Source organism: Methylopila sp. Yamaguchi (assembly GCF_002897035.1).
Taxonomy (GTDB): Bacteria; Pseudomonadota; Alphaproteobacteria; order Rhizobiales; family Methylopilaceae; genus Methylopila.
Genome location: NZ_BAUX01000002.1, coordinates 278,516 through 297,723 on the forward strand (window position 1 = coordinate 278,516; position 19,208 = coordinate 297,723).

Annotated in this window: 20 protein-coding genes; 7 read left to right on the plus strand and 13 right to left on the minus strand. The window is 70.4% G+C overall.

Annotated elements, in window-relative coordinates; genetic code table 11:
- Positions 1–30: 30 nt before the first annotated feature.
- Positions 31–735 carry a phosphatidylserine decarboxylase gene (locus tag METY_RS03460; RefSeq protein WP_103119991.1) on the minus strand — a complete coding sequence of 235 codons (705 nt, stop codon included), beginning with the start codon at positions 733–735 and terminating at the stop codon, positions 31–33.
- A 169-nt stretch (positions 736–904) separates the two neighbouring features.
- On the opposite strand from METY_RS03460, the gene METY_RS03465 reads away from it, so the two are divergent.
- From METY_RS03465 to mdoH, 3 genes are all read left to right on the plus strand, one after another.
- Positions 905–1,513, plus strand: a complete 609-nt coding sequence (locus METY_RS03465) for an SPOR domain-containing protein (RefSeq protein ID WP_103119992.1) — start codon at positions 905–907, stop codon at positions 1,511–1,513.
- A gap of 141 nt (positions 1,514–1,654) precedes the next feature.
- Positions 1,655–3,202 (plus strand): glucan biosynthesis protein, encoded by a 1,548-nt coding sequence (locus METY_RS03470; RefSeq protein ID WP_103119993.1) that lies wholly within the window; start codon positions 1,655–1,657, stop codon positions 3,200–3,202.
- Positions 3,190–5,370, plus strand: a complete 2,181-nt coding sequence (mdoH, locus tag METY_RS03475; protein WP_103119994.1) for a glucans biosynthesis glucosyltransferase MdoH — start codon at positions 3,190–3,192, stop codon at positions 5,368–5,370. The genes METY_RS03470 and mdoH overlap by 13 nt, the downstream gene beginning before the upstream one ends.
- A gap of 28 nt (positions 5,371–5,398) precedes the next feature.
- Here the strand turns inward: mdoH and METY_RS03480 are convergent, their stop codons facing one another.
- Positions 5,399–6,316: an NAD(P)-dependent oxidoreductase gene (locus tag METY_RS03480; RefSeq protein ID WP_103119995.1), complete on the minus strand. Its 918-nt coding sequence runs from the start codon at positions 6,314–6,316 to the stop codon at positions 5,399–5,401.
- A gap of 170 nt (positions 6,317–6,486) precedes the next feature.
- On the opposite strand from METY_RS03480, the gene bglX reads away from it, so the two are divergent.
- A complete protein-coding gene (gene bglX / locus METY_RS03485) occupies positions 6,487–8,718 on the plus strand; it encodes a beta-glucosidase BglX (RefSeq protein WP_103119996.1) in 2,232 nt (743 codons plus the stop codon).
- Between the two features lie 156 nt (positions 8,719–8,874).
- On the opposite strand, the gene METY_RS03490 is transcribed toward bglX, so the two are convergent.
- Entirely contained in the window at positions 8,875–9,204 is a 330-nt protein-coding gene (locus METY_RS03490) for an usg protein (RefSeq protein WP_244593505.1), read from the minus strand.
- 310 nt (positions 9,205–9,514) lie between these two features.
- On the opposite strand from METY_RS03490, the gene METY_RS03495 reads away from it, so the two are divergent.
- Together METY_RS03495 and METY_RS03500 are read left to right on the plus strand one after the other, a co-directional pair.
- Positions 9,515–10,027, plus strand: a complete 513-nt coding sequence (locus METY_RS03495) for a hypothetical protein (RefSeq protein WP_103119997.1) — start codon at positions 9,515–9,517, stop codon at positions 10,025–10,027.
- A gap of 35 nt (positions 10,028–10,062) precedes the next feature.
- The gene (locus tag METY_RS03500; RefSeq protein ID WP_103119998.1) at positions 10,063–10,533 is read left to right on the plus strand and encodes a DUF488 domain-containing protein; all 471 of its coding nucleotides are present in this window, start codon (positions 10,063–10,065) and stop codon (positions 10,531–10,533) included.
- 10 nt (positions 10,534–10,543) lie between these two features.
- Here the strand turns inward: METY_RS03500 and METY_RS03505 are convergent, their stop codons facing one another.
- From METY_RS03505 to METY_RS03530, 6 genes are all read right to left on the minus strand, one after another.
- Positions 10,544–10,825, minus strand: a complete 282-nt coding sequence (locus METY_RS03505; protein WP_103119999.1) for a helix-turn-helix domain-containing protein — start codon at positions 10,823–10,825, stop codon at positions 10,544–10,546.
- Positions 10,815–11,162 carry a type II toxin-antitoxin system RelE/ParE family toxin gene (locus tag METY_RS03510; RefSeq protein ID WP_103120000.1) on the minus strand — a complete coding sequence of 116 codons (348 nt, stop codon included), beginning with the start codon at positions 11,160–11,162 and terminating at the stop codon, positions 10,815–10,817. Before METY_RS03510 ends, METY_RS03505 begins: the two co-directional genes overlap by 11 nt.
- Positions 11,163–11,207: 45 nt before the next feature.
- Positions 11,208–12,758: a cryptochrome/photolyase family protein gene (locus METY_RS03515; RefSeq protein ID WP_103120001.1), complete on the minus strand. Its 1,551-nt coding sequence runs from the start codon at positions 12,756–12,758 to the stop codon at positions 11,208–11,210.
- Positions 12,759–12,990: 232 nt separating this feature from the next.
- Positions 12,991–13,497 carry a DUF2059 domain-containing protein gene (locus METY_RS03520; protein ID WP_103120002.1) on the minus strand — a complete coding sequence of 169 codons (507 nt, stop codon included), beginning with the start codon at positions 13,495–13,497 and terminating at the stop codon, positions 12,991–12,993.
- Positions 13,494–14,228 (minus strand): ribose-5-phosphate isomerase RpiA, encoded by a 735-nt coding sequence (gene rpiA / locus METY_RS03525; protein WP_103120003.1) that lies wholly within the window; start codon positions 14,226–14,228, stop codon positions 13,494–13,496. Before rpiA ends, METY_RS03520 begins: the two co-directional genes overlap by 4 nt.
- Positions 14,229–14,563: 335 nt before the next feature.
- Positions 14,564–14,944 carry a hypothetical protein gene (locus METY_RS03530; RefSeq protein ID WP_103120004.1) on the minus strand — a complete coding sequence of 127 codons (381 nt, stop codon included), beginning with the start codon at positions 14,942–14,944 and terminating at the stop codon, positions 14,564–14,566.
- A gap of 133 nt (positions 14,945–15,077) precedes the next feature.
- Between METY_RS03530 and gph the strand changes: the two genes are divergently transcribed.
- A complete protein-coding gene (gph, locus tag METY_RS03535) occupies positions 15,078–15,755 on the plus strand; it encodes a phosphoglycolate phosphatase (protein WP_103120005.1) in 678 nt (225 codons plus the stop codon).
- A 2-nt stretch (positions 15,756–15,757) separates the two neighbouring features.
- Here the strand turns inward: gph and METY_RS03540 are convergent, their stop codons facing one another.
- From METY_RS03540 to METY_RS03555, 4 genes are all read right to left on the minus strand, one after another.
- Positions 15,758–16,702: a DMT family transporter gene (locus tag METY_RS03540; RefSeq protein ID WP_103120006.1), complete on the minus strand. Its 945-nt coding sequence runs from the start codon at positions 16,700–16,702 to the stop codon at positions 15,758–15,760.
- Positions 16,703–16,863: 161 nt separating this feature from the next.
- Positions 16,864–17,598, minus strand: a complete 735-nt coding sequence (locus METY_RS03545) for a phosphatase PAP2 family protein (RefSeq protein WP_244593506.1) — start codon at positions 17,596–17,598, stop codon at positions 16,864–16,866.
- Between the two features lie 100 nt (positions 17,599–17,698).
- On the minus strand, positions 17,699–18,430 hold the full coding sequence (locus tag METY_RS03550; protein WP_103120007.1) for an ATP12 family chaperone protein: 732 nt from the start codon (positions 18,428–18,430) through the stop codon (positions 17,699–17,701).
- Complete coding sequence (locus tag METY_RS03555) at positions 18,427–19,113, minus strand: HAD-IA family hydrolase (protein ID WP_103120008.1); 687 nt, start codon at positions 19,111–19,113, stop codon at positions 18,427–18,429. Before METY_RS03555 ends, METY_RS03550 begins: the two co-directional genes overlap by 4 nt.
- Positions 19,114–19,208 lie beyond the last annotated feature (95 nt).

Here is a 19,208-nt window from a genome sequence, read left to right on the forward strand (position 1 = left end):
GCGCGTCTCTCGGGTTGGCGGGCGTGCGGCTCAACTCTTGCGGAAGGTCCGCGCGGGCGCGGCGCCCGTTAGGTCGGCGATCACGGTCTCGCCGGCCACCGTCCGCTGCCCGACGCCGACCAGCGGCTCGACGCCCTCCGGCAGGTAGTGGTCGACGCGGCTGCCGAAGCGGATGAGGCCGAAGCGCTCGCCGGCGCCGATGGTCTCGCCTTCGCGCACGAAGCACACGATGCGACGCGCGACGAGGCCCGCTATCTGCACCACGCCGAGGGGCCCGTAGGCGCTCTGGATGACGAGCCCGTTGCGCTCGTTGTCCTCGCTCGCTTTGTCGAGGTCGGCGTTGAAGAACTTGCCCGCGGTGTAGGCGACGCGCGTCACGGTTCCGGCGACTGGCGCGCGGTTCACGTGCACGTCGAAGACGTTCATGAACACGGCGACCCGCGGCAGCGGCGAGGCGCCGAGGCCGAGCTCCGGCGGCGGCACCGCGCGCTTCACGTCGCAGACGACGCCGTCCGCCCCGCTCACCACGAGGCCGTCGCGCATCGGCGTGACGCGGTTCGGGTCGCGGAAGAACAGCGCGCACCAGATGGTCGCGCCGACGCCGAGCCACCCCAGCGGCTGCCAGATGAAGAACAGCACAAGGGCGATGGCAGCGAAGATCGCGATGAACGGCCGGCCTTCCCGATGGATCGGGGGCACGGCCTTGCGGATGGAGGCTGAGATGTCGTCGATCATGGTCGCGAGGTCTTTAAGCCATCCGGCCGGCCGAACCAAGTGACGCAGGCGTCATCCGGCGCGGCGCGGCGGCCACACACGCGGCGCGCGATCGCCGCGGCGCCGCATAATCGACTGAGGCGCCTGGCGACTCAGCTATCCTCCGCCCGCCGCCCGCGGGAGCCGCTTCGTGCATTACGATCAGGACTACGACGCTCGACGACAGGATACGCCGACGCCCGCGATCGTCTGGGGTCTGCTGATGATCGCGGCCCTCGGCGGAGCGGGGGCGGTGATGATTGTCTCACCCTCAGGATCCAGCCCAACGCGCCTGATCACAGCTGAAGCCACGGAGTCGGTCGGCCGGCTCGACCGCGAGGTGAAGCGCCTTACCGACGAGCGCTCCGCGCTCGCCGAGCGGCTGGCGCGGCTCGAACGCGGCGTGGGCGAAATGAAGCTTGCGGCGGCGCGGGCCGCTCTCACGCCCGAGACCACGGGCTCCGTGACGCGCCCCGCGCCTGTCGCCGGCCATCCTCCGGCCTTCGCCATCGGCCTTGGACCCGAGACCTCGGTCGAGGCCGTACGCCGCCGCTGGACCGCGTTGTCCGGCCGCTACCCGACGCTCGCGCGTCTCACGCCGCGCGCGGTGCGCAGCGGCCCGGGCCGCAACGTGGTGGACCTCGTCGCGGGCCCCTTCCCCACGGCGGCGGAGGCCGTTCGCGCCTGCGGCGACCTTGCGGCCGAAGGCGTGCCTTGCGATACGACGCCCTATGACGGCGAACCGCTCGACCGCTCCTGACGACCGCCGCCGATGTGGCGGCGCCGCAAAATTCCGTCGCCGCCACATTGGACATTGTTCCAAAGTGCAGCATTCTTTAGCCCTCGATCTCGGGTTCGTCGGCTTTTCGGCGGCCGATCAGGCTCGTCAAACGCATCGTCCATGAACCGACGTAGTTTCGTCACCGGCGCGCTCGCCGCCCATCTCCTCGCCACGACTGCGCTTGCGCAGCAGCCGGGGCAGACTCCCCCTCCGCCCCCGCCTCCGAATCTCGGCGCCGACGGCGCGCCCTTTAGCCGCGACGCGCTGGACGAACAGGCCCGCCTGCTGGCGACCAAGGCGTTCGAACCGCCGCGCAATCTGCTGCCGGACGGCTTCGCCGACCTGCCGCAGGACGTGTTCCGCTCGATCAAGATGCGGCCCGACCGTTCGCTCTGGCAGGGCGAGAACCGCGGCTTCGGCATCGACCTGCTGCCCGGCGGGTTCATCTACCGCTCGCCGGTCGCTGTCGGCCTCGTCGAGGACGGCAAGGTCCGCATGCTGCCGAACGAGCCGAGTTGGTTCGACTTCGGCCGCGCCCCCCAGGCGCCGGCGGACAAACCCTTTCCGTTCTCCGGCGTCAGCGCCCGCGCGCCGATCGACCGGCCCGAGGAGCTTCGCGAGTTCGCGCTGTTCCAGGGCGCGACGCTGTTCCGGGCGCTCGCCCGCGGCCAGATCTTCGGCACCTCCGCCCGCGGCCTCGCCATCGACACCGGCGAGCCGGACGGCGAGGAGTTTCCGCTGTTCCGCAATTTCTGGATTGAGCGGCCGGGCCCGGTGGCGAACAGCCTGGTGGTCTACGCGCTGCTCGACAGCCGCCGCGTGACGGGCTCCTACCGCTTCACGCTGCGCCCGGGCGAGATCACCGTCGTCGACGTCGAGTTCACGCTGTTCCCGCGCGAGGAGCTGCGGCACATCGGCGTCGCGCCGATGACGTCGATGTTCTTCTTCGGCCCGAACGACCGCGTCGGCGTCGATGACATCCGCGGCCAGGTGCATCGCGCCGACGGCCTGCAGATCTGGAACGGCGCCGGCGAGTGGGTGTGGCGCCCACTGTCGAACCCGGCGGACCTGCAGATCAGCGTGTTCGTTGACAAGAACCCGCGCGGCTTCGGCCTGCTGCAGCGGCAGCGCGCCTTCGCCGCCTACAACGACCTCGGCCGCCGCTACGACCGCATGCCGAGCGTTTGGGTGGAGCCGATCGGGGACTGGAACGACGGCCAGTTCCAGCTCACCGAAATCCCGTCCGACGCCGACGTTAACGAGAACATCGTCGTCTACTGGCGGCCGAAGGAGGCGCTGAAGCCCGGCTCCCGCGTCTCCATGGCCTACCGTCTGCACTGGTGCTGGACTCCGCCGGACCGGCCGGGCGGCGCGACCACGGTCGCGACCGTGGTCGGGGCGGCCGGCGGCCGCCGACGTCGGTTCGTGGTCGACTTCGCCGGCGACTCCGTCGCCGATCCCAGCCGCGCCGGCGCGATACGGCCCATGGTCTCCACGTCCGTCGGCGCCATCCGGGACGTGGTCGGCCGCCCCAACCCCGAGATCAAGGGCTACCGCGTCACCTTCGACCTCGATCCCGGCAACGAGGAGCTTTGCGAGCTCCGGATGGTGCTGGAGACCGACGGCAAGCCGATCAGCGAGACCTGGCTTTACCGATGGACAGCATGAGTTCCGACGACGAACGCGGCCTGCCCGACGCGGCCGTGAACGAGCCGCCGGCCCTGCCCCCCGAGCGTCCGATCGAGATGCCGACGCAGCCGCTCAAGTCCTGCTCGAAGAGAGACGCGCGGCCGCTGGCGAACCCCGCCGGCTGGCGCACGCCGGTCGTCAGCCGCCTGTTCGTCGCGACCGCCGCGATCGCCGTCACCGGCCTCGGCGTCTACCAGATGTACAAGGTGGTCGAGGTCGGCGGCGTCACGCTGCTCGAGTGGGCGCTGCTGATCCTGTTCGTCGTGAACTTCGCCTGGATCGCCCTCGCCTTCGCGAGCTCGGTCGTCGGCCTCGTCGCCCTGTTCGGCCGCCCCGCGCTGAAGCAGCCGGCCCTGCCCGAGCGCCTGACCGCGCGCACCGCCGTGCTGATGCCGATCTACAACGAACAGCCGAGCCGCGTGTTCGGCGCCGTCGAGGCGGTGTTCGAGGACGTGAAGCGCCTCGGCTTCGGCGACCACTTCGACTTCTTCCTGCTGTCCGACACCACCGATCCTGACGTATGGATCGCGGAGGAGCGCGCCTTCCTGCTGCTGCGCGAGGCCCTTGGGTCCGAGGCTCGGGTCTACTACCGCCACCGCGCCAAGAACCACCGCCGCAAGGCCGGAAACATCGAGGATTTCGTCACCCGCTGGGGCGGCGGGTACGAGCACATGCTGATCTTCGACGCGGACAGCCTGATGACCGGCCACGCGGTGGTCGCGCTCGCGGCGGCCATGGAGACCGATCCCGACGCGGGGATCATCCAGACCCTGCCGCTGGTCATCAACCGCAACACGCTGTTCGCGCGGCTCCAGCAGTTTGCGAGCCGGGTCTACGGACCGATCATCGCCTCCGGCATCGCGGTCTGGTACGGCCGGGACGGCAACTACTGGGGCCACAACGCGATCATCCGCATGGAGGCCTTCGCCGGCGGCGCGGGCCTGCCCGACCTGCCGGGCAAGCCGCCGTTCGGCGGGCTGATCATGTCGCACGATTTCGTCGAGGCGGCGCTGATCCGGCGGAAGGGCTGGGCGGTCTACATGCTGCCGCAGCTCGAGGGCTCGTACGAGGAAAGCCCGCCGTCGCTGATCGACGTCAGCCAGCGCGACCGGCGCTGGTGCCAGGGCAATCTGCAGCACACTGCTCTGCTTGGGACTCGCGGCCTGCACCCGCTGTCGCGGCACCATTTCCTCAACGGCATCTTCTCCTACCTCGCCTCGCCGTTCTGGATGTTCATGCTGCTCTGCGGCATCGCGCTCGCCCTGCAGGCGAACTTCATCCGGCCCGAGTACTTCACCGACGAGTTCTCGCTGTTCCCGGCATGGCCGCGGTTCGACGCCGAGCGCGCCCTCCAGCTGTTCGGCGCGACGATGGCGATCCTGATCGCTCCGAAGCTCTTCGGGCTCGTCATCCACCTGATGGACGGCCCCGCCCGGCGCGCCGGCGGCGGCTTCTTCCGCATCGTCGTCTCGTCGCTGATCGAGATCGTGATGTCGTCCCTGTTCGCGCCGATCATGATGCTGGTCCAGTCCGGCTCGGTGTTCCAGATCCTGCTCGGCCGCGCCACGGGCTGGAACCCGCAACGCCGCGACGACGGCTCGATCCCCTTCGTCGACATCGTTCGCCGCCACCGCTGGCACACGGCGCTCGGCGTGGTGACCCTGGTGACGGGCGCCGCGATCGCGCCCTCGCTGGTGGCCTGGATGTCGCCGACGATCGCCGGCCTGCTGCTGGCGATCCCCCTGTCCTGGGCGTCTGGCCACCTCGGGGCCGGCCTCGCGCTAAAGCGGCTCGGGCTCATGCTGATCCCGGAAGAGACCAACGTGCCGCCGATCGCGACCGCAGCGAAGGCGAGCGCCAAGCGCCTCGCCGACGCCGGCGCCGACGAAGGCGACGGGCTGGTCGCGCTCCATGACGATCCCGACTTCTTCCGCGCCCACGAGCGCATGCTGCCGCCCGCGCCCCGCCGCGCCCGGGGCGTGATCGAGCCGGACCGGGTGATGGCCGCCGCCAAGCTCTCCGAGGCCGACCACCTCGCCGAGGCGATCAGCTGGCTTTCGACGAGAGAGCGCAGCGTCGTGATGCAGGATCGCGCGCTGCTGGACCTCCTCGTGCGCCTCCCGGTCGAAGCGCCCGCCAAGGCCTGAGCCGTCGCGCGACGGCGCCGACGGCGCCTTATCCCGGAAGTTTGTCGGGGCCGGTCCCGACGCGCTTGCCGCTCAGGGCCTCGAGCTGCAGCAGCAGAGCGGAGTGGTCGTAGTTCGAGCCGCCGAGCCCGTCGCGCAGCTCCACGAAGCGGTCGCGGACGTCCTGCAGCAGCGGCAGCGTCACGCCCGCCTCCGCCGCAGCGTCGAGCGCGGTTTCGAGGTCCTTCACCTGCAGCCGCACCGGCCCGCCGGGCACGAAGTTGCGCTCGACCATCCTGAGGCCGTGCTCCTGCAGGATGCGGCTTTCGGCGAAGCCGCCGCGGATCGCCTCGCGCACGGCGGCGGCGTCGGCGCCTCCGGCGGAGGCCAGCAGCAACGCCTCGGACACCGCGCCGATGGTCACCGCCACGATCACCTGGTTCGCGAGCTTCGACAGCTGGCCGGCGCCGGACGGCCCAACGCGGATGGCGCGCCCCATGGGCTCGAACACCGGCTTGACGTCGTCGAAGGTCTCGGCCGCGCCGCCGGCCATGATCGCGAGCGTCCCCTCGGCCGCGCCGCGCGTGCCGCCGGAGACCGGCGCGTCGATGTGCCGAAGGCCCATCTCAGCGAGCTTCAGCGCGTGCTCGCGGGCGACCGCCGGCGGGATCGAGCTCATGTCGATCACGACGCCGCCCGGCTTCAGCGCGGCCGCCGCGCCGTCCGGCCCGAACAGCACCTCGCCGACGATCGCGCCGTTCTCCAGCATGGTCACGACGACATCCGCCTGCGCAGCCGCTGCGGCGGCGGTGGGCGCCACCGTCGCGCCGTCGGCCGTTAAAGCTTCAGCTTTGGCGAGCGTGCGGTTCCACGCGGTCACCGCGAAACCAGCGCCCAGCAGGCGGCGCGCCATCCACGCCCCCATGAGCCCGGTCCCAAGGAAGGCGATCGTCGGAACAGTTGTCATGGCGTCGATCTTTCGTCGCGAGGATGCCGGCCGCGCGGTTATCGCCCTGCGGCCGCCCGGCGCGCAAGAGCGACCTGCGGCCCGTCGCCGCCCCCCGGTTCGCCATCGCAGCGGGATCGGCGATAGTGCCGGCCGCCCGCCCTTCCCTTTCCCGACCACGGATCGGAACCATGGACGCCCTAGCCCTGCTCCGCCCGCTCGGCGCCGCAGCCCTCGTCGCCTTCGCCCCTCTGGCCGCCTCCGCGCAGACCAGAGCCGCCGAGCCCAGCGGGCGCGTCGAGGAGTTGCTCTCGAAGATGACGCTCGAGGAGAAGATCGGGCAGCTCAACATGGTCTCGATCGTGCCCAACGTGGAGCCGGGCTACGACCGGATCGTGAAGGGCATCGCCGCCGGATCGGTCGGCAGCGTCTACAACGTGCACGGCGCGGACGACACGCGCGCGCTCCAGCGGGAGGCGGTGGAGAACTCCCGGCTCAAGATCCCGCTGTTCCTCGCGCTGGACGTCATCCACGGCTACCGCACGATCTTCCCGACGCCCCTTGCGCAGGCCGCGAGTTGGGACCTCGCCGCCATGGAGAAGGCCGAGCGCGTCGCGGCGCGGGAAGCCTCCGCCTCGGGGATCAACATGATCTTCGCGCCGATGCTCGACGTCAGCCGCGATCCGCGCTGGGGACGGGGCGTGGAGGGCATCGGCGAGAGCGCCTGGCTCGGCGCTCGCATCGCAGAGGCCCGGGTGCGCGGGCTCCAGGGGTCGGACCTCAAGGAACGCGGGAACGTGGTCTCCTGCGCGAAGCATTTCGGCGCCAACGGCGCGGCCGCCGGCGGGCGCGACTACACCGCCTCCGACCTCTCCGACCGGGCGGTGCGCGAGATCTACATGCCGCCGTTCGAGGCCGCCACCAAGGCCGGCGCGCGCTGCTTCATGGCGGCGCTGAACGCCAATGACGGCGTGCCGAGCGCCGCGAACAGCCACCTGATCGAGGAGGTTCTGCGGAAGGACTGGCGCTTCGACGGGATCGTCACCAGCGACTTCCTCGCCGTGAACGAGATCGTCAACCACGGCGTCGCCGCGGACCAGGCTGACGCGTCGCGGATCGCGATCAACGCCGGCACCGACGTCGACATGGAGAGCCAGGCCTATGTGAACCGCCTGCCTGAGCTCGTGCGCTCCGGGGCGGTCTCGCCCGCGCGGCTCGACGCTGCGGTGCGCCGGGTGCTGACGCTTAAGGAGGACCTCGGCCTGTTCGACGACCCCTACCGCGGCGCGACGCCCGAGGGCGAGAAGGCCGCGCTGCTGACCCAGGCCAATCGCGACGCGGCGCAGGACATCGCCGAAAAATCGTTGGTGCTGCTCAAGAACGAGGGCGGGGTGCTGCCCTTCGCGAGAGACGTGAAGCGCGTCGGACTGGTGGGGCCGCTGGCCGAAGGCCAGGCCGACACGCTCGGCCCCTGGGCCGCGCGGGGCGTGCCGCCCGAGACCTCGACGCTCGCCAAAGGCCTCGCCGAGCGGCTCGGATCGTCCGCCGAGCTGACCGTCACGGCCGGAGGCTCGACCTTCGGCTCCAGCGACGACGAGATCGCCGCCGCGGTCGAGACCGCCCGCCGCTCCGACGTCGTCGTGCTGGCGGTCGGCGAGCGCTTCAACCAGTCGGGCGAGGCCGCAAGCCGCGCGGACCTCGGCCTGCCCGGCGACCAAGAGCGGCTGGTCCGCGCCGTGCTCGCCGTCGGCAAGCCGACCGCCGTCGTGGTGTTCGCCGGGCGTCCGCTCGTGCTGACCGACATCGCCGTGCGGGCCAAGGCGCTGCTCTACGCCTGGCAGCCGGGCACAATGGGCGGCCTCGCCATCGCACGCACGCTGATGGGCGACGTGGCGCCGGTCGGGCGGCTGCCGATGACCTTCCCGCGCGCCGTCGGCCAAATCCCCACCACGCACGACCAGCGGCCGGGCGGGCGGCCGCCCGAGACGCCGGAGAAGCCCTACACCTCGAGCTACTCCGACGAGGGCCACGCCCCGCTCTTCGCCTTCGGTTACGGGCTGACCTACACCTCGTTCCATTACGGCCCGCCGAAGCTCGACCGCGACGCGATCAAAGACGGCGAAACCGCGAAGGTCTCGGTGTCGATCCGCAACGTCGGCGAACGGCCGGGCGTCGCCATGGCGCAGCTCTACCTGCGCCCGGAGGTCGCCGCCGTCTCGCAGCCCGCAAAGGTCCTGCGCGGCTTCGGCCGGGTGGAGCTCGCGCCGGGCGAGACCAAGACCGTCACGCTCCCGGTCTCCGTGGCCGATTTCTCCTACTGGCGCACCGCCTCGGACTTCGTCGCGACGCCCGGCCCGATCAGGATCATGACCGGTCCGAACGCCGGCGACACCCAGGACGCGACGCTCGTCTACAAGCCGTAGGGCGCTCGCGACCGCCGGTCCGTTCCCCGCCGTCATCTCGCCGGCTCGTCCGGGGGAGATCCCCTTGCTCGTGCGTGTTGGACCGCTGGATGCCCCGCACGAGTCGGCGCGCGACGCGGAAGGCTTAGCGTGGCCTGAGGTTCGCCCGGCCGCTCCTCAGTGCAGCCGGAACTCGGCTCGCACCGGCTTGAGCTCCGCCGGGCCGATCAGCGCCTTGTGGCCGACGCGGACGGAGTGGAGCATCCCCTCCAGCTCCTTCCGCCACCATTCCAGAAACCGGCGCAACACGGGGTAGTTTGGCGCGTGGTCGTACTCCTGCCAGACATAAGACTGGAGCAGCCCCGGGTGGTCCGGCAGCCGGTAGAGGATTTCGGCCGTCGTCAGGCCGTAGCCTTCGAGCTGGCGCGCGAAATCGCTCTTGGTCGTCAGGGGTGAGGCGTTCGCGGCCGGCGCAATCCCAGCCGCTCTGTCGTCGTATCCGATCATGTCGAACTCCATCGCCGAACGGCGCGGTTTGCCGACGCGCCGTCTCCCACGGGAGAGATTTTGCAAGACGTTACATCTCCATGACAATATCCAGAGGTTAACAATTTGCTAAAACATAGATATTAGCAGCAAGCGATGGTGAGTGCTAAGCGCGAATGCTTGCGGCCTACCCGGGACGACCTGCGCGCGATCCGAGACGAGGTGCGGTTCGTAACAGGCCCAGCCGCGCCGGGCCGCCAACAAAGGGCGCGCCGGCGTTCGACCCAGCCCGAAGCGCCGCCGAGAGGCGCCCAACGGAGACGCCGCTGAGATGCGCACCGCCAGTCTCGTCGCCGCAGCGCTGCTGTGCCTCGTCGCCGCTCCCGCCCGAAGCGCTTGTTTCGACGCGTGTTTCGGCTCGAAGGTCGCCGCCGACTCCGACGACATCGCCGTCAAGGACGCAGCGACCGCCTGCCGACAGAGCTGCGACGCGGAGGCCCAGACGGCGCTGGACCGGCAAGGTTTTGGCGCGCAGCTGAAGTCCTGCCGCGCCCATCCGATCAGCCTCGAGGAGTTCCGCAAGGTGCGCGGCGCGAGTCCCTCCTACCGGGTCCAGTCCAACATCTTCCTGTGGGACGTGAAAAACCCGTTCCCCGACAAAGTGCTCACCAAGATCGAAGTCTCGACCCAGACCATGGAGTTGAACGACCTTGCTTTCGTCGGGACGGGCCTTGTGCCGCCCTCCTCCACCGCCACCTTCGTGATCCCCGCCTTCTACGAGGGCTACCCCGCCGTGCGGTTTTCGGCGAAGGTCAGCGCCATATGGGCCTGCGACCTGAAGTGACCTGACCTCCGAATGACCGGCCGACGGACGTTTTGATGACCGAGCTTTTCACCGTCGGATACGAAAGCGCGACGCCCTCCTCGCTCGCGGACGCCTTGGTCGAAGCCGGCGTGGAGACGCTGGTCGACGTCCGGGCGGTCGCGAACTCCCGCCGGCCCGGGTTTTCGAAGCGCGCGCTCGCGGCCGAGGTCGAGGAGCGCGGCCTGAGCTATCTGCACCTGCGCGCGCTCGGCACTCCGGCGGATGGCCGCGCCGCCGCCCGCTCCGGCCGCCATGCCGAGATGCGTCGCATCTTCGAGGCCCATCTCGTCACCGAACCCGCGCAGGAGGAACTCGCCGCCCTCACGGCGCTCGCCGCGACGGGCCGGAAACTCTGCCTGCTCTGCTTCGAACGCGAGCCCGAGCATTGCCATCGCCTGATGATCGCCGAGCGCGTGGAAGAGCGTCTGCCCGACGTGGAGATCAGCCACATCCACCCGCTGACGGCGGCGTTCCTGGGCAAGTGACGCGAGGAGCTTAGGCCGCCTCGCCGATGCGCAGTTCCGTCCGCAGTCCGATCACGTTCGCCATCGTGTAGAGCTTGTCGAGACTGAACAGATCGATCTTTCCACGCATCAGGTCGGAGACGCGGGGCTGCGTGACGCCGAGGCGCTTGGCCGCTTCGGCCTGGGTCCAGCGCTTGCGCCGAATGTGCGCCTCGATCGCCCTCATCAGTTCGGCCCGGACCTTCAGCGTCGCCGCCTCCGCGGGGTCGCTCTCGATCGCATCCCATACGCTGGGGAACCTTTCAGCGGCCATCTTCAAGCTCCTGAGTCAGCTCGCGATATCGCTTGGCGGCCAAGTCGAGATCGTTTCGAGAGGTCTTCTGCGTCTTCTTCTGGAAGCAATGGAGGACGTACACGACGCCCGCCAAGGCCGCGACGTAGATCACTCGGAAGGCGCCGCTCTGGTCGCGGATGCGTATCTCGCGGACGCCTGCTCCGACCGTCGTCATCGGCTTCCAGTCCGAAGGCTCTTCGCCGTGCTGAACCTTGTCCAGCTGATAGCCTACGTCGCGTCGGGCCTCGTCCGGAAAAGCCTTGAGGTCGTCGAGCGACCGCCCTCGAAACTCCAACGGCTTTAGGTCTAGCCCCATTAGCCGATTATACGAGAACTTATATAATCAGCAACGCTGCGCCCCTTAGCCGTCATACGTGGCCGGCAGCCCGTCGAGGAACCGCGCGGCGTCGGCGCGGATCTCGGCGACGCGCTCGGTCGTCATCCGGGCCAAGTTGCGGTAGGGCATCGCCAGCCGATGGTTGTTCCCGAGCGTTCCTTCGTTCCGGATGAGAAAGTCCCAATACAAATAATTGAACGGACAGGCGTTCTCGCCCGTCTTCGCCTTCACGTCGTAGCGGCAGCCTTTGCAGTAGTCCGACATTCGGTCGATGTAGGCGCCGGACGCCGCGTAGGGTTTTGACGCCAACATCCCGCCGTCGGCGAACAGGGCCATGCCCTGCACGTTCGGCAGTTCCACCCACTCGTAGGCGTCGGCGTAGACCAGCAGATACCAATCCTGCACCTCCCGCGGGCGGAAACCGCCAAGCAGCGCGAAGTTGCCGAGCACCATCAGGCGCTGGATGTGATGGGCGTAGGCGTGGTCGCGGGTCTCGCCGACGCAGTGCGCGAGGCAGTTAAGGTCGGTCTCGGCGGTCCAGTAGAGGTCGGGAAGCTTCCGCTCGGCGCCGAGCGCGTTGGTGTCGCGGTACTCAGGCATCTTCAGCCAGTAGACGCCGCGAACATACTCCCGCCAACCAAGGATCTGCCTGACAAAGCCCTCAACTGCGTTCAGCGGCGCCGCGCCCGCCTTATAGGCCGCGACGGCGGCGTCGCAGACCTCGCGCGCCGTCAGCAGGCCGGCGTTGAGGTAGGGCGAGACGACGCCGTGGAACAGGAAGGGCTCGCCGGCCTTCATCGCGTCCTGATAGTCGCCGAAGCGCGGCAGGGCTTGGCGCACGAAGGCGTCCAGCGCCTCCAGCGCCTGCGTCCGGGTCCAGCCCCAGCCGTAGTGGTCGAGCGTCCCGAAGTTGTCGGGAAAGCGCGCCTCCACCAGCGCCATGACATCGCGGACCGCGGCGTCCGGCTCGAAGCGGGCGCGGGCGGGCGGCGTCACGCCCTTCGGGAGGCTCTTGCGGTTGTCAGGGTCGTAGTTCCACTGGCCGCCTTCCGGCGCCGCGCCGTCCATCAGCAGGCCGGTCTCCTTCCGCATCTCGCGGTAGAAGAACTCCATGCGCAGCCCTTTGCGGCCATGCGCCCAGGCCTCGAAGCGGGCGCGCGAGCACAGGAAGCGATCGTCCTCGCGAATGACGACGTCGACGTCGAGCTCCTCGCGCCAGTCCTGCATCATCTCGAGCACGCGCCATTCGCCGGGCTCCGTCAGCGTGAGCCGATCGCAGCCGTGGCGAGCGAGAGCGCGTCTCACTTCCCCGCCGAGCGAGCCGGCGTTCTCGGGGTCGTCGAGGGCGACGTAGTCCACGGTCACGCCTTCGTCGCGCAGCGCGCGGGCGAAGGCGCGCATCGCGGCGAACAGGAAGACGAGCTTCTGCTTGTGATGGCCGACGTAGGTCGCCTCCTCCATCACCTCCGCCAGCAGCACGACGTCCGCGGCGAGGTCGAGGTCCTTCAGCGAGGCGATCCCGCGGGTGAGCTGGTCGGCGAGGAGGAGGCGGAGGGTTCTGGCCACCGGCGACATACGCGCCAATCGCCGCCGCGGTTCGCTTCCCGGCGTTCCGCTGCCTCAACGCGGCTCGGTGAACGCGACACGCCTCCCACGCTCCGCCGTCGCCGCTGGGCTCGTCCCGATATGACGGGGTGGATCATGGCGTCACCGGAGGCGCCCCGAACGCAAAGCGGCGGCCCCGCGTCCCCGCGAAACCGCCGCTTTCAAATTCGGGCGCGCCGCTGAGTCGCGGCGCGGGCTCCGTTCAGATGTCGTGGCCGCGCTTCTTCATTTCCTGCCGCATGCGGCTCACCACGTCCTGGCTCATCTGGCGGCTCCAGGCGTTGGTCTTCTCGTAGCTGGCCTGCAGCACCGCGGGCAGGACCTGCACCAGCTTCTTGCCCGAAGGGGTGGTATAGAAGGTCTTGATGTCGGTCAGCTCCTGGTCCGTGAACCGCTCGGCGTAGACCGCCGCGACGTCGTTGAGCAGTTGCTCGCGGCGCGCTTCGAACTCGGGCTGCAGCGTCTTGATGACCTCGTCGAAGTCCTTCGACAGCTCGGGCCGCGTACGGACGAAGGTGCGCTTCGCCTCGTCGAGAAAGATCGGCACGATGCCGTCGAAGGTCTCGGCGGCGCCGGAGACGTCGATCACCTCCCGCGCGGTCTTGAGTTTCGCCTCCTGCGTTTCGTCGGCCCAGGCCGGCGCGACGGAGACGGCGAGGGCGAGCCCGGCCGCGGCGCCGATCCGGCGCAGGGCGATGCGAAACGTCATGCGAATCTCCTTGAGGCTTCCGGGACCGAGCGGCCCTGCGGCTCGATCGTGACGACGCCGTTCGCGCTCGCGACGAGCGCGAGGTCGGCGAGGCCGATGAACAGTCCGTGCTCCACGACGCCGGGGATGGCCGCGAGCGCCGCGGCGAGTTCCTCCGGCCGATCGATGCGGCCGAACTTGCCGTCGACGATGTAGTGGCCGCCGTCCGTCACGATCGGGCAGGCGTCCTCCGCTCGGCGCATGTCGATCTCGCCGGAGAGGCCGAGGTCGCGCGCGACGCGCTCGACGGCGCGGCGGGTGGTCTCCTTGCCGAACGGCACGACCTCGATCGGAAGCGGGAAGCGGCCGAGCGTGTCGACGAGCTTGGAGTCGTCGGCGATGACGATCATGCGCTTTGAGGCGAAGGCCACGATCTTCTCGCGCAGCAACGCCGCGCCGCCGCCCTTGATCAGGCGCAGCTGGGGGTCGATCTCGTCCGCGCCGTCCACCGTCAGGTCGAGCTCAGGCTCTTCCTTCAGCGTCGTCAGCGGCACGCCGTAGCGCTCGGCGAGCTCCCGGGTCGACTCGGAGGTCGGCACGCCGACCACGTCGAGGCCCTGGCTCACCTTCTCGCCCAGCAGCTCCACGAACAGCGCGGCCGTGGAGCCGGTGCCGAGGCCGAGCTTCATGCCCGGCCGCACATGCGCAAGCGCGGCCTCCGCCGCGGCGCGTTTGAAATCGTCGATGCTCAAGGGGTCCCTGTCCTTTTCAGCCGGCGAGGCCGGCGACGAGCGAGGTGGCGTCTGCGCGGACGCCGCGCCGCGGACCGCCGCGGCGCCGGCCTGCGTGCGCGGCGCCGAGGCGCGGCCGCATGGCCAAGATTACCCTAGAAGTGATGCCGCCTGAGGCGGATTCAATGACGTCGCGCATGCCGTATAGCCGCTCATCGTCCCGCGCATGAAAAGCAGACGGCGGCCGTTCGACTGGCCACGTCGGCGTATTCGTCCGCCCGGAATGACGTCTTCGTCCCCGGAATGACGGCGACATACCACACCCGGACGCGGACCGGCCAGACCCGTCGCGGCCCTCATCGCGAAAGCGGCGTGCAGACCACCTGTTCGCCGAGCACGTAACACGAGCTCATGCGACCGGAGCGACGGTCGACCCGGAACACGCCGCCCTCGCGGCTGTGGTTCGAAGCGACGAGGTCGTAGACGCCCGGCTGCTGCGGCCCGGCCCCCTCGCCGGCGGGAAAGCAGAGCGTCACGCCCACCGTGCCGTCCTTCACCGCGTATTGGCAGGAGCCCATCTCGCCCGTCGCCCGGTCGACGCGGTACATGCGGTTGAGATCGACCTGCGGCGCGGCGAGGAAGGCGTGGTCGGGCTGAGCGTCGGGGGCTTGCGCCAGCGCCGCGCCTCCCAGCAGGACGGCCGCCGCCAGCGCGGCGCTCAGACGGGCGATCGGCATGGGGCCACCTCGGGGTTCGCGATTCGACCCGGCCGAGGGTAGCAGGACAGGCGCCCGCGCGCGCCGGCTTGCGCCGCTGGCCGCGCGCCCTGTAGAGGCTGACGCGACCTCCCCCCGCATCGGGAATCCGCTCATGTCCGCAGCGCCGCTCACCGTCGTCTTCGACCTCGACGGCACCCTCGTCGAATCCGCGCCTGACCTCGTCGAGGCGCTGAACGTCGTGATGGCCGCGGAGGGCTGCCCGCCGATCCCGATCGCGGAGGTGCGCGGCATGATGGGCGCCGGCGCCCGCGCGCTCGTCGAGCGCGGCCTGGCCGCCGCCGAACGCACGCCGGCGAAGGAGCGCATCGGCGAGCTCTACGCGCTGTTCCTGGAGCACTACGAGGCGCACATCGCCGACAAGAGCCACGTCTTCCCCGGCGTCGACGCCGCGCTCGACCGGCTCGACGCCTCGGGCGCGAAGCTCGCCGTCTGCACCAACAAGCTCGAGCGCTTCGCCGTGAAGCTGATGGGCGAACTCGGGATCGCGAACCGGTTCGGCGCGATCGTGGGCGGCGACACCTACGGCGTCGCCAAGCCCGACGCCGCGCCGCTGCTCGGGGCGATCACGCAGGTCGGCGGCGACCCGGCCCGCGCGGTCATGATCGGCGACAGCGGCACGGACGTCGCCGCCGCTAAGGCCGCGGGCGTGCCCTGCGTGGTGCTGAGCTTCGGCTACACCTCCGTCCCCCCGCGCGAACTCGGCGGCGACGTGGTGATCGACCACTTCGACGAGCTGGGCGGCGCGCTGGCGCGGCTCGGCCTCGCCTGAGGTCAGACGCCGGGCGACGGCGGGCTCGCCTTGCGGACCCGCGCGCGCTTGATGCCGAGCTTACGCTCCCGCAGCACCACCGCGACGCCGGAGCCGACCACGATCGCCCCGCCGATCACCATCGACGTGGACGGCAGGTCTCCGAACGCCAGAAAGCCGATCGCGAGCGCCCAGAGGATGGTGGTGTACTCGAACGGCGCGATCAGCGACGCGTCGGCGTGGCGGTAGCTTTCGGTGAGCAGGATCTGCGCGACGCCGCCGACGAGGCCGGTGCCGACCAGCAGCAGCGCCGTCCGCGCGTCGGGCCACACCCAGCCGAAGGTCAGCGAAACCGTCAGGCCGATCACCGTCGACCAGACGGTGAAGTAGAACACGATCGCGCCGGTGCCCTCGCTCTGGGTCAAGCGGCGGATCTGGATCATCGCCGCCGCGGTCAGCACCGTGGCGCAGATGGCGAAGGCGGCGCCCACCGCGGTCTCGCTCGCCGGCGCGCCGCCCGTCACCACCGAGGCCAGCGCCCCTGATTCCAGCTGCGGCCAGAGCATGATCACGACGCCGGCCAGCCCGATCGCGACGGCCGTCCAGCGGTGCGCCATCACGCGCTCGCGCAGCAGCACGGCGGCGAAGATGATGGTCATCAGCGGCGAGGCGTAGCCGAGAACGGTCGCGTCGGGCAGCGGCAGCCGCGCAAGGCCCCCGAACATGCAGAACATCGAGCCGACGCCGATCGCGCTGCGCAGCATGTGCCCGAGCGGCCGCTTGGTCTTCAGCGTGCTGACCACGTTTCCGCGCCACATCAGCCAGATCATCAGCGGAGCCAACGCGAACAGCGAACGCGCGAACACCACCTGGCCGGTCGGGACCTCCGTGCCGATGGCGCGGACCATCGACGCCATCACCGTGAACAGGAAGGCGGAGAGAAGCTTGAAGCTGACGCCAAGGAGCATGGAACCGCGGGGCCTTGCGCGACGCGCGCAGTGTGGCGCGTCGCCGCGGGCGGCATACCACGGCCCGCCGGGGCGGCCGGCGATCAAGCGATGACTTTTGCGCAGAGCTGCCTTGCGGCTGGCGGCGGGCTCAACGCCCGCGCTCCTGCCGACACCGGCGGCTAGTCCGACGTCACGTCCTCGTCGCGCTCGGCGCCCTTCGGACGCAGCCAGCGGGCGACCAGCCAGCAGACCAGCGCCCAGGACGCGCCCATGCACCAGCCGGCGAGCACGTCGGTCGGATAATGCACGCCGAGATAGACCCGGCTCATGCCGATCACGAGCGTCAGGGCCACCGCCACGCCGAAAATGAAGCCCCGCACGCTCCGGCGCTTCTCCGTGCGTGCGAGCAGAACGCCGAGCGTGAGGTAGGTCGCGGCCGACAGCATGGCGTGGCCGCTGGGAAAGCTCGCGGAGGAGACGTTGACGAGGTGGTCGACGAGCTCCGGCCGTGGGCGGGCGAAGCCCATCTTGAGCACGGAGCTGAGCACGGAGCCGCCGGCGACGGAGGCGAGCACGAGCCACGCCGCGCCGGTCCGCGCGGTGATGAAGAGGTAGACCACGACGAGCGTGGTCAGCAGCGCGAGCACCGTCCAGCCGCCAAGGCTGGTGACGTCGATCATCGCCGCCTCGAGCCACCACGGGCCGATCGGCCGCGCGGGGTCGTCCGATCGCCGCAGGGCGAGCAGGATCGACTCGTCGAAGGCGCGGGTTTCCCCCTCGGCCATCTCGTCCGCGATCCGCGTGAACGCGAAGGCCATACCCGACGCCACGAGGAAGGCGATGAGCGTGTTGAACTCCGGCATGCGCCAGGCGGGGGTGTAGCGGCGAAGGGCGGAGAAAGACTTGAGGTCCAAGGGAGATCCCGGCGGCTGGGTGCGGACGTCGAGCGAGATAGAGCGGCCGCGCCGGATTCCGAGCGGACTCGGCTCCCGGGCGCTTCACGCCGGAGCGAGGCTACCGCCCGGCCCGTGCCATCCGCACGGCGGCGTCCATGTCGCGGCGGCGCGCGGCGCGGCGGGCGAGCGCTTCGGCGTCGGAGCCCCAGAGTTCGACGTTCCAGTCCTCGTCCACATGCGCCGCCGCCCAGGCGTCGTCGACCGACAGCCGTCCGCGGTGCATCGCGAGCGCGATCAGGGCGGAGCCCGTGAGCGTGGTGATCACGCTGAGCCCCGCCAGCACGAAGACGTCGTCGCGCGGCACGGCACGGTCCACGGCTTCAAGCGCTTCGCCGCTCTGCTCCACGAACATGACGCCCTCCGCCAGCGCGAAGCGGGCGCCGAGCTCGTCGCGGGCGAAGGCCAGCACGGGATCCCAATGCGCGCCCTGCCTGGCCACGAGCCGGTCCGGCGCGTCCGCGCGGTAGCACACGAGATCGCTGCCGGCGTATTTGACGATTTCCGCGGCGACGGCCTCACGCTCGCCAGCGACGCCGTCGATGGCCGCGTTCGCGAGCCGGGTGAGCGGCATGGTGGCGGGGTTGATCGTCTCGCCCTGCCCCGCCCATTCCGCGGCGACGTCCTCCGCGAGCCCGCGATCCGCGAAGGCGAGCGGCGCCCGGCCGGGCGTGCGCGTGGTCTTGCCGTCGAGCGCGACCACCCAAAGCCCTTCGCGCTCGACCGCTTCGGCAGTCGTGTAGAACCGCTTCGGCAGAGCCGGTCGGCCCAGGGCGTCGACGCCGGCGCTCATTCCGCGGCCTCCGGGGCGCGAACCTCCGGCGGACCGAAGCCCAGCGCCGCGTCCAGCTCGTCGAAGCTCGATATCACCCGCTCGGCGCCGGAGGCGAGCAGACGGTCCGCGGGGTGATAGCCCCAGGCGACGCCGATCGCCCGCGCTCCCGCCGAGCGCGCCATCATCATGTCGAAGGTGGTGTCGCCGATCATCACCATGTCCTCGGCCGGCACGCCCGCCTCGGCCGCGGCCTGGAGCAACATGGCCGGGTGCGGCTTCGAGGGCGCGTCGTCCGCGCACTGGGTCGCCGCGAACAGATCGCGCACCCCGAAGGTGTCGAGGAAGCGGTTGACCCCGCGGCGGGAATTGCCCGTGGCGATCCCGAGCAGCACGCCGTCGCGCGCGGCCAGGGATCTCAGGATCTCGAGCGCGCCGTCGTAGAGCGGATCGGCCTCCGGAGCGGCCCTCCGCCGTGCGTTGAAACTCTGCTTGAAGGCGAGGCCGATGGCGTCGATGGGATGGTCCGGTCGGTCGAGGCTGATCGCCTCCACCGCCTCGCGCACCGACAGCCCTACGACCGCCAGCACCTGCTCACGCGACGGCGGCTCCAGACCGTTGAGCTGGTAGGCCTCGGCCATGGACGCGACGATGGCGTGCTGGCTGTCGAGCAGCGTGCCGTCCACGTCGAATACGACGAGCATGAGCGAACTCCCTTGATCGACGTGGACTAAGACGCGCGCGCGGGCCGCGCAAGAGCGCCCCTCCCTGCCGCTCCGCCGCGCGCTATCTCGCGTTC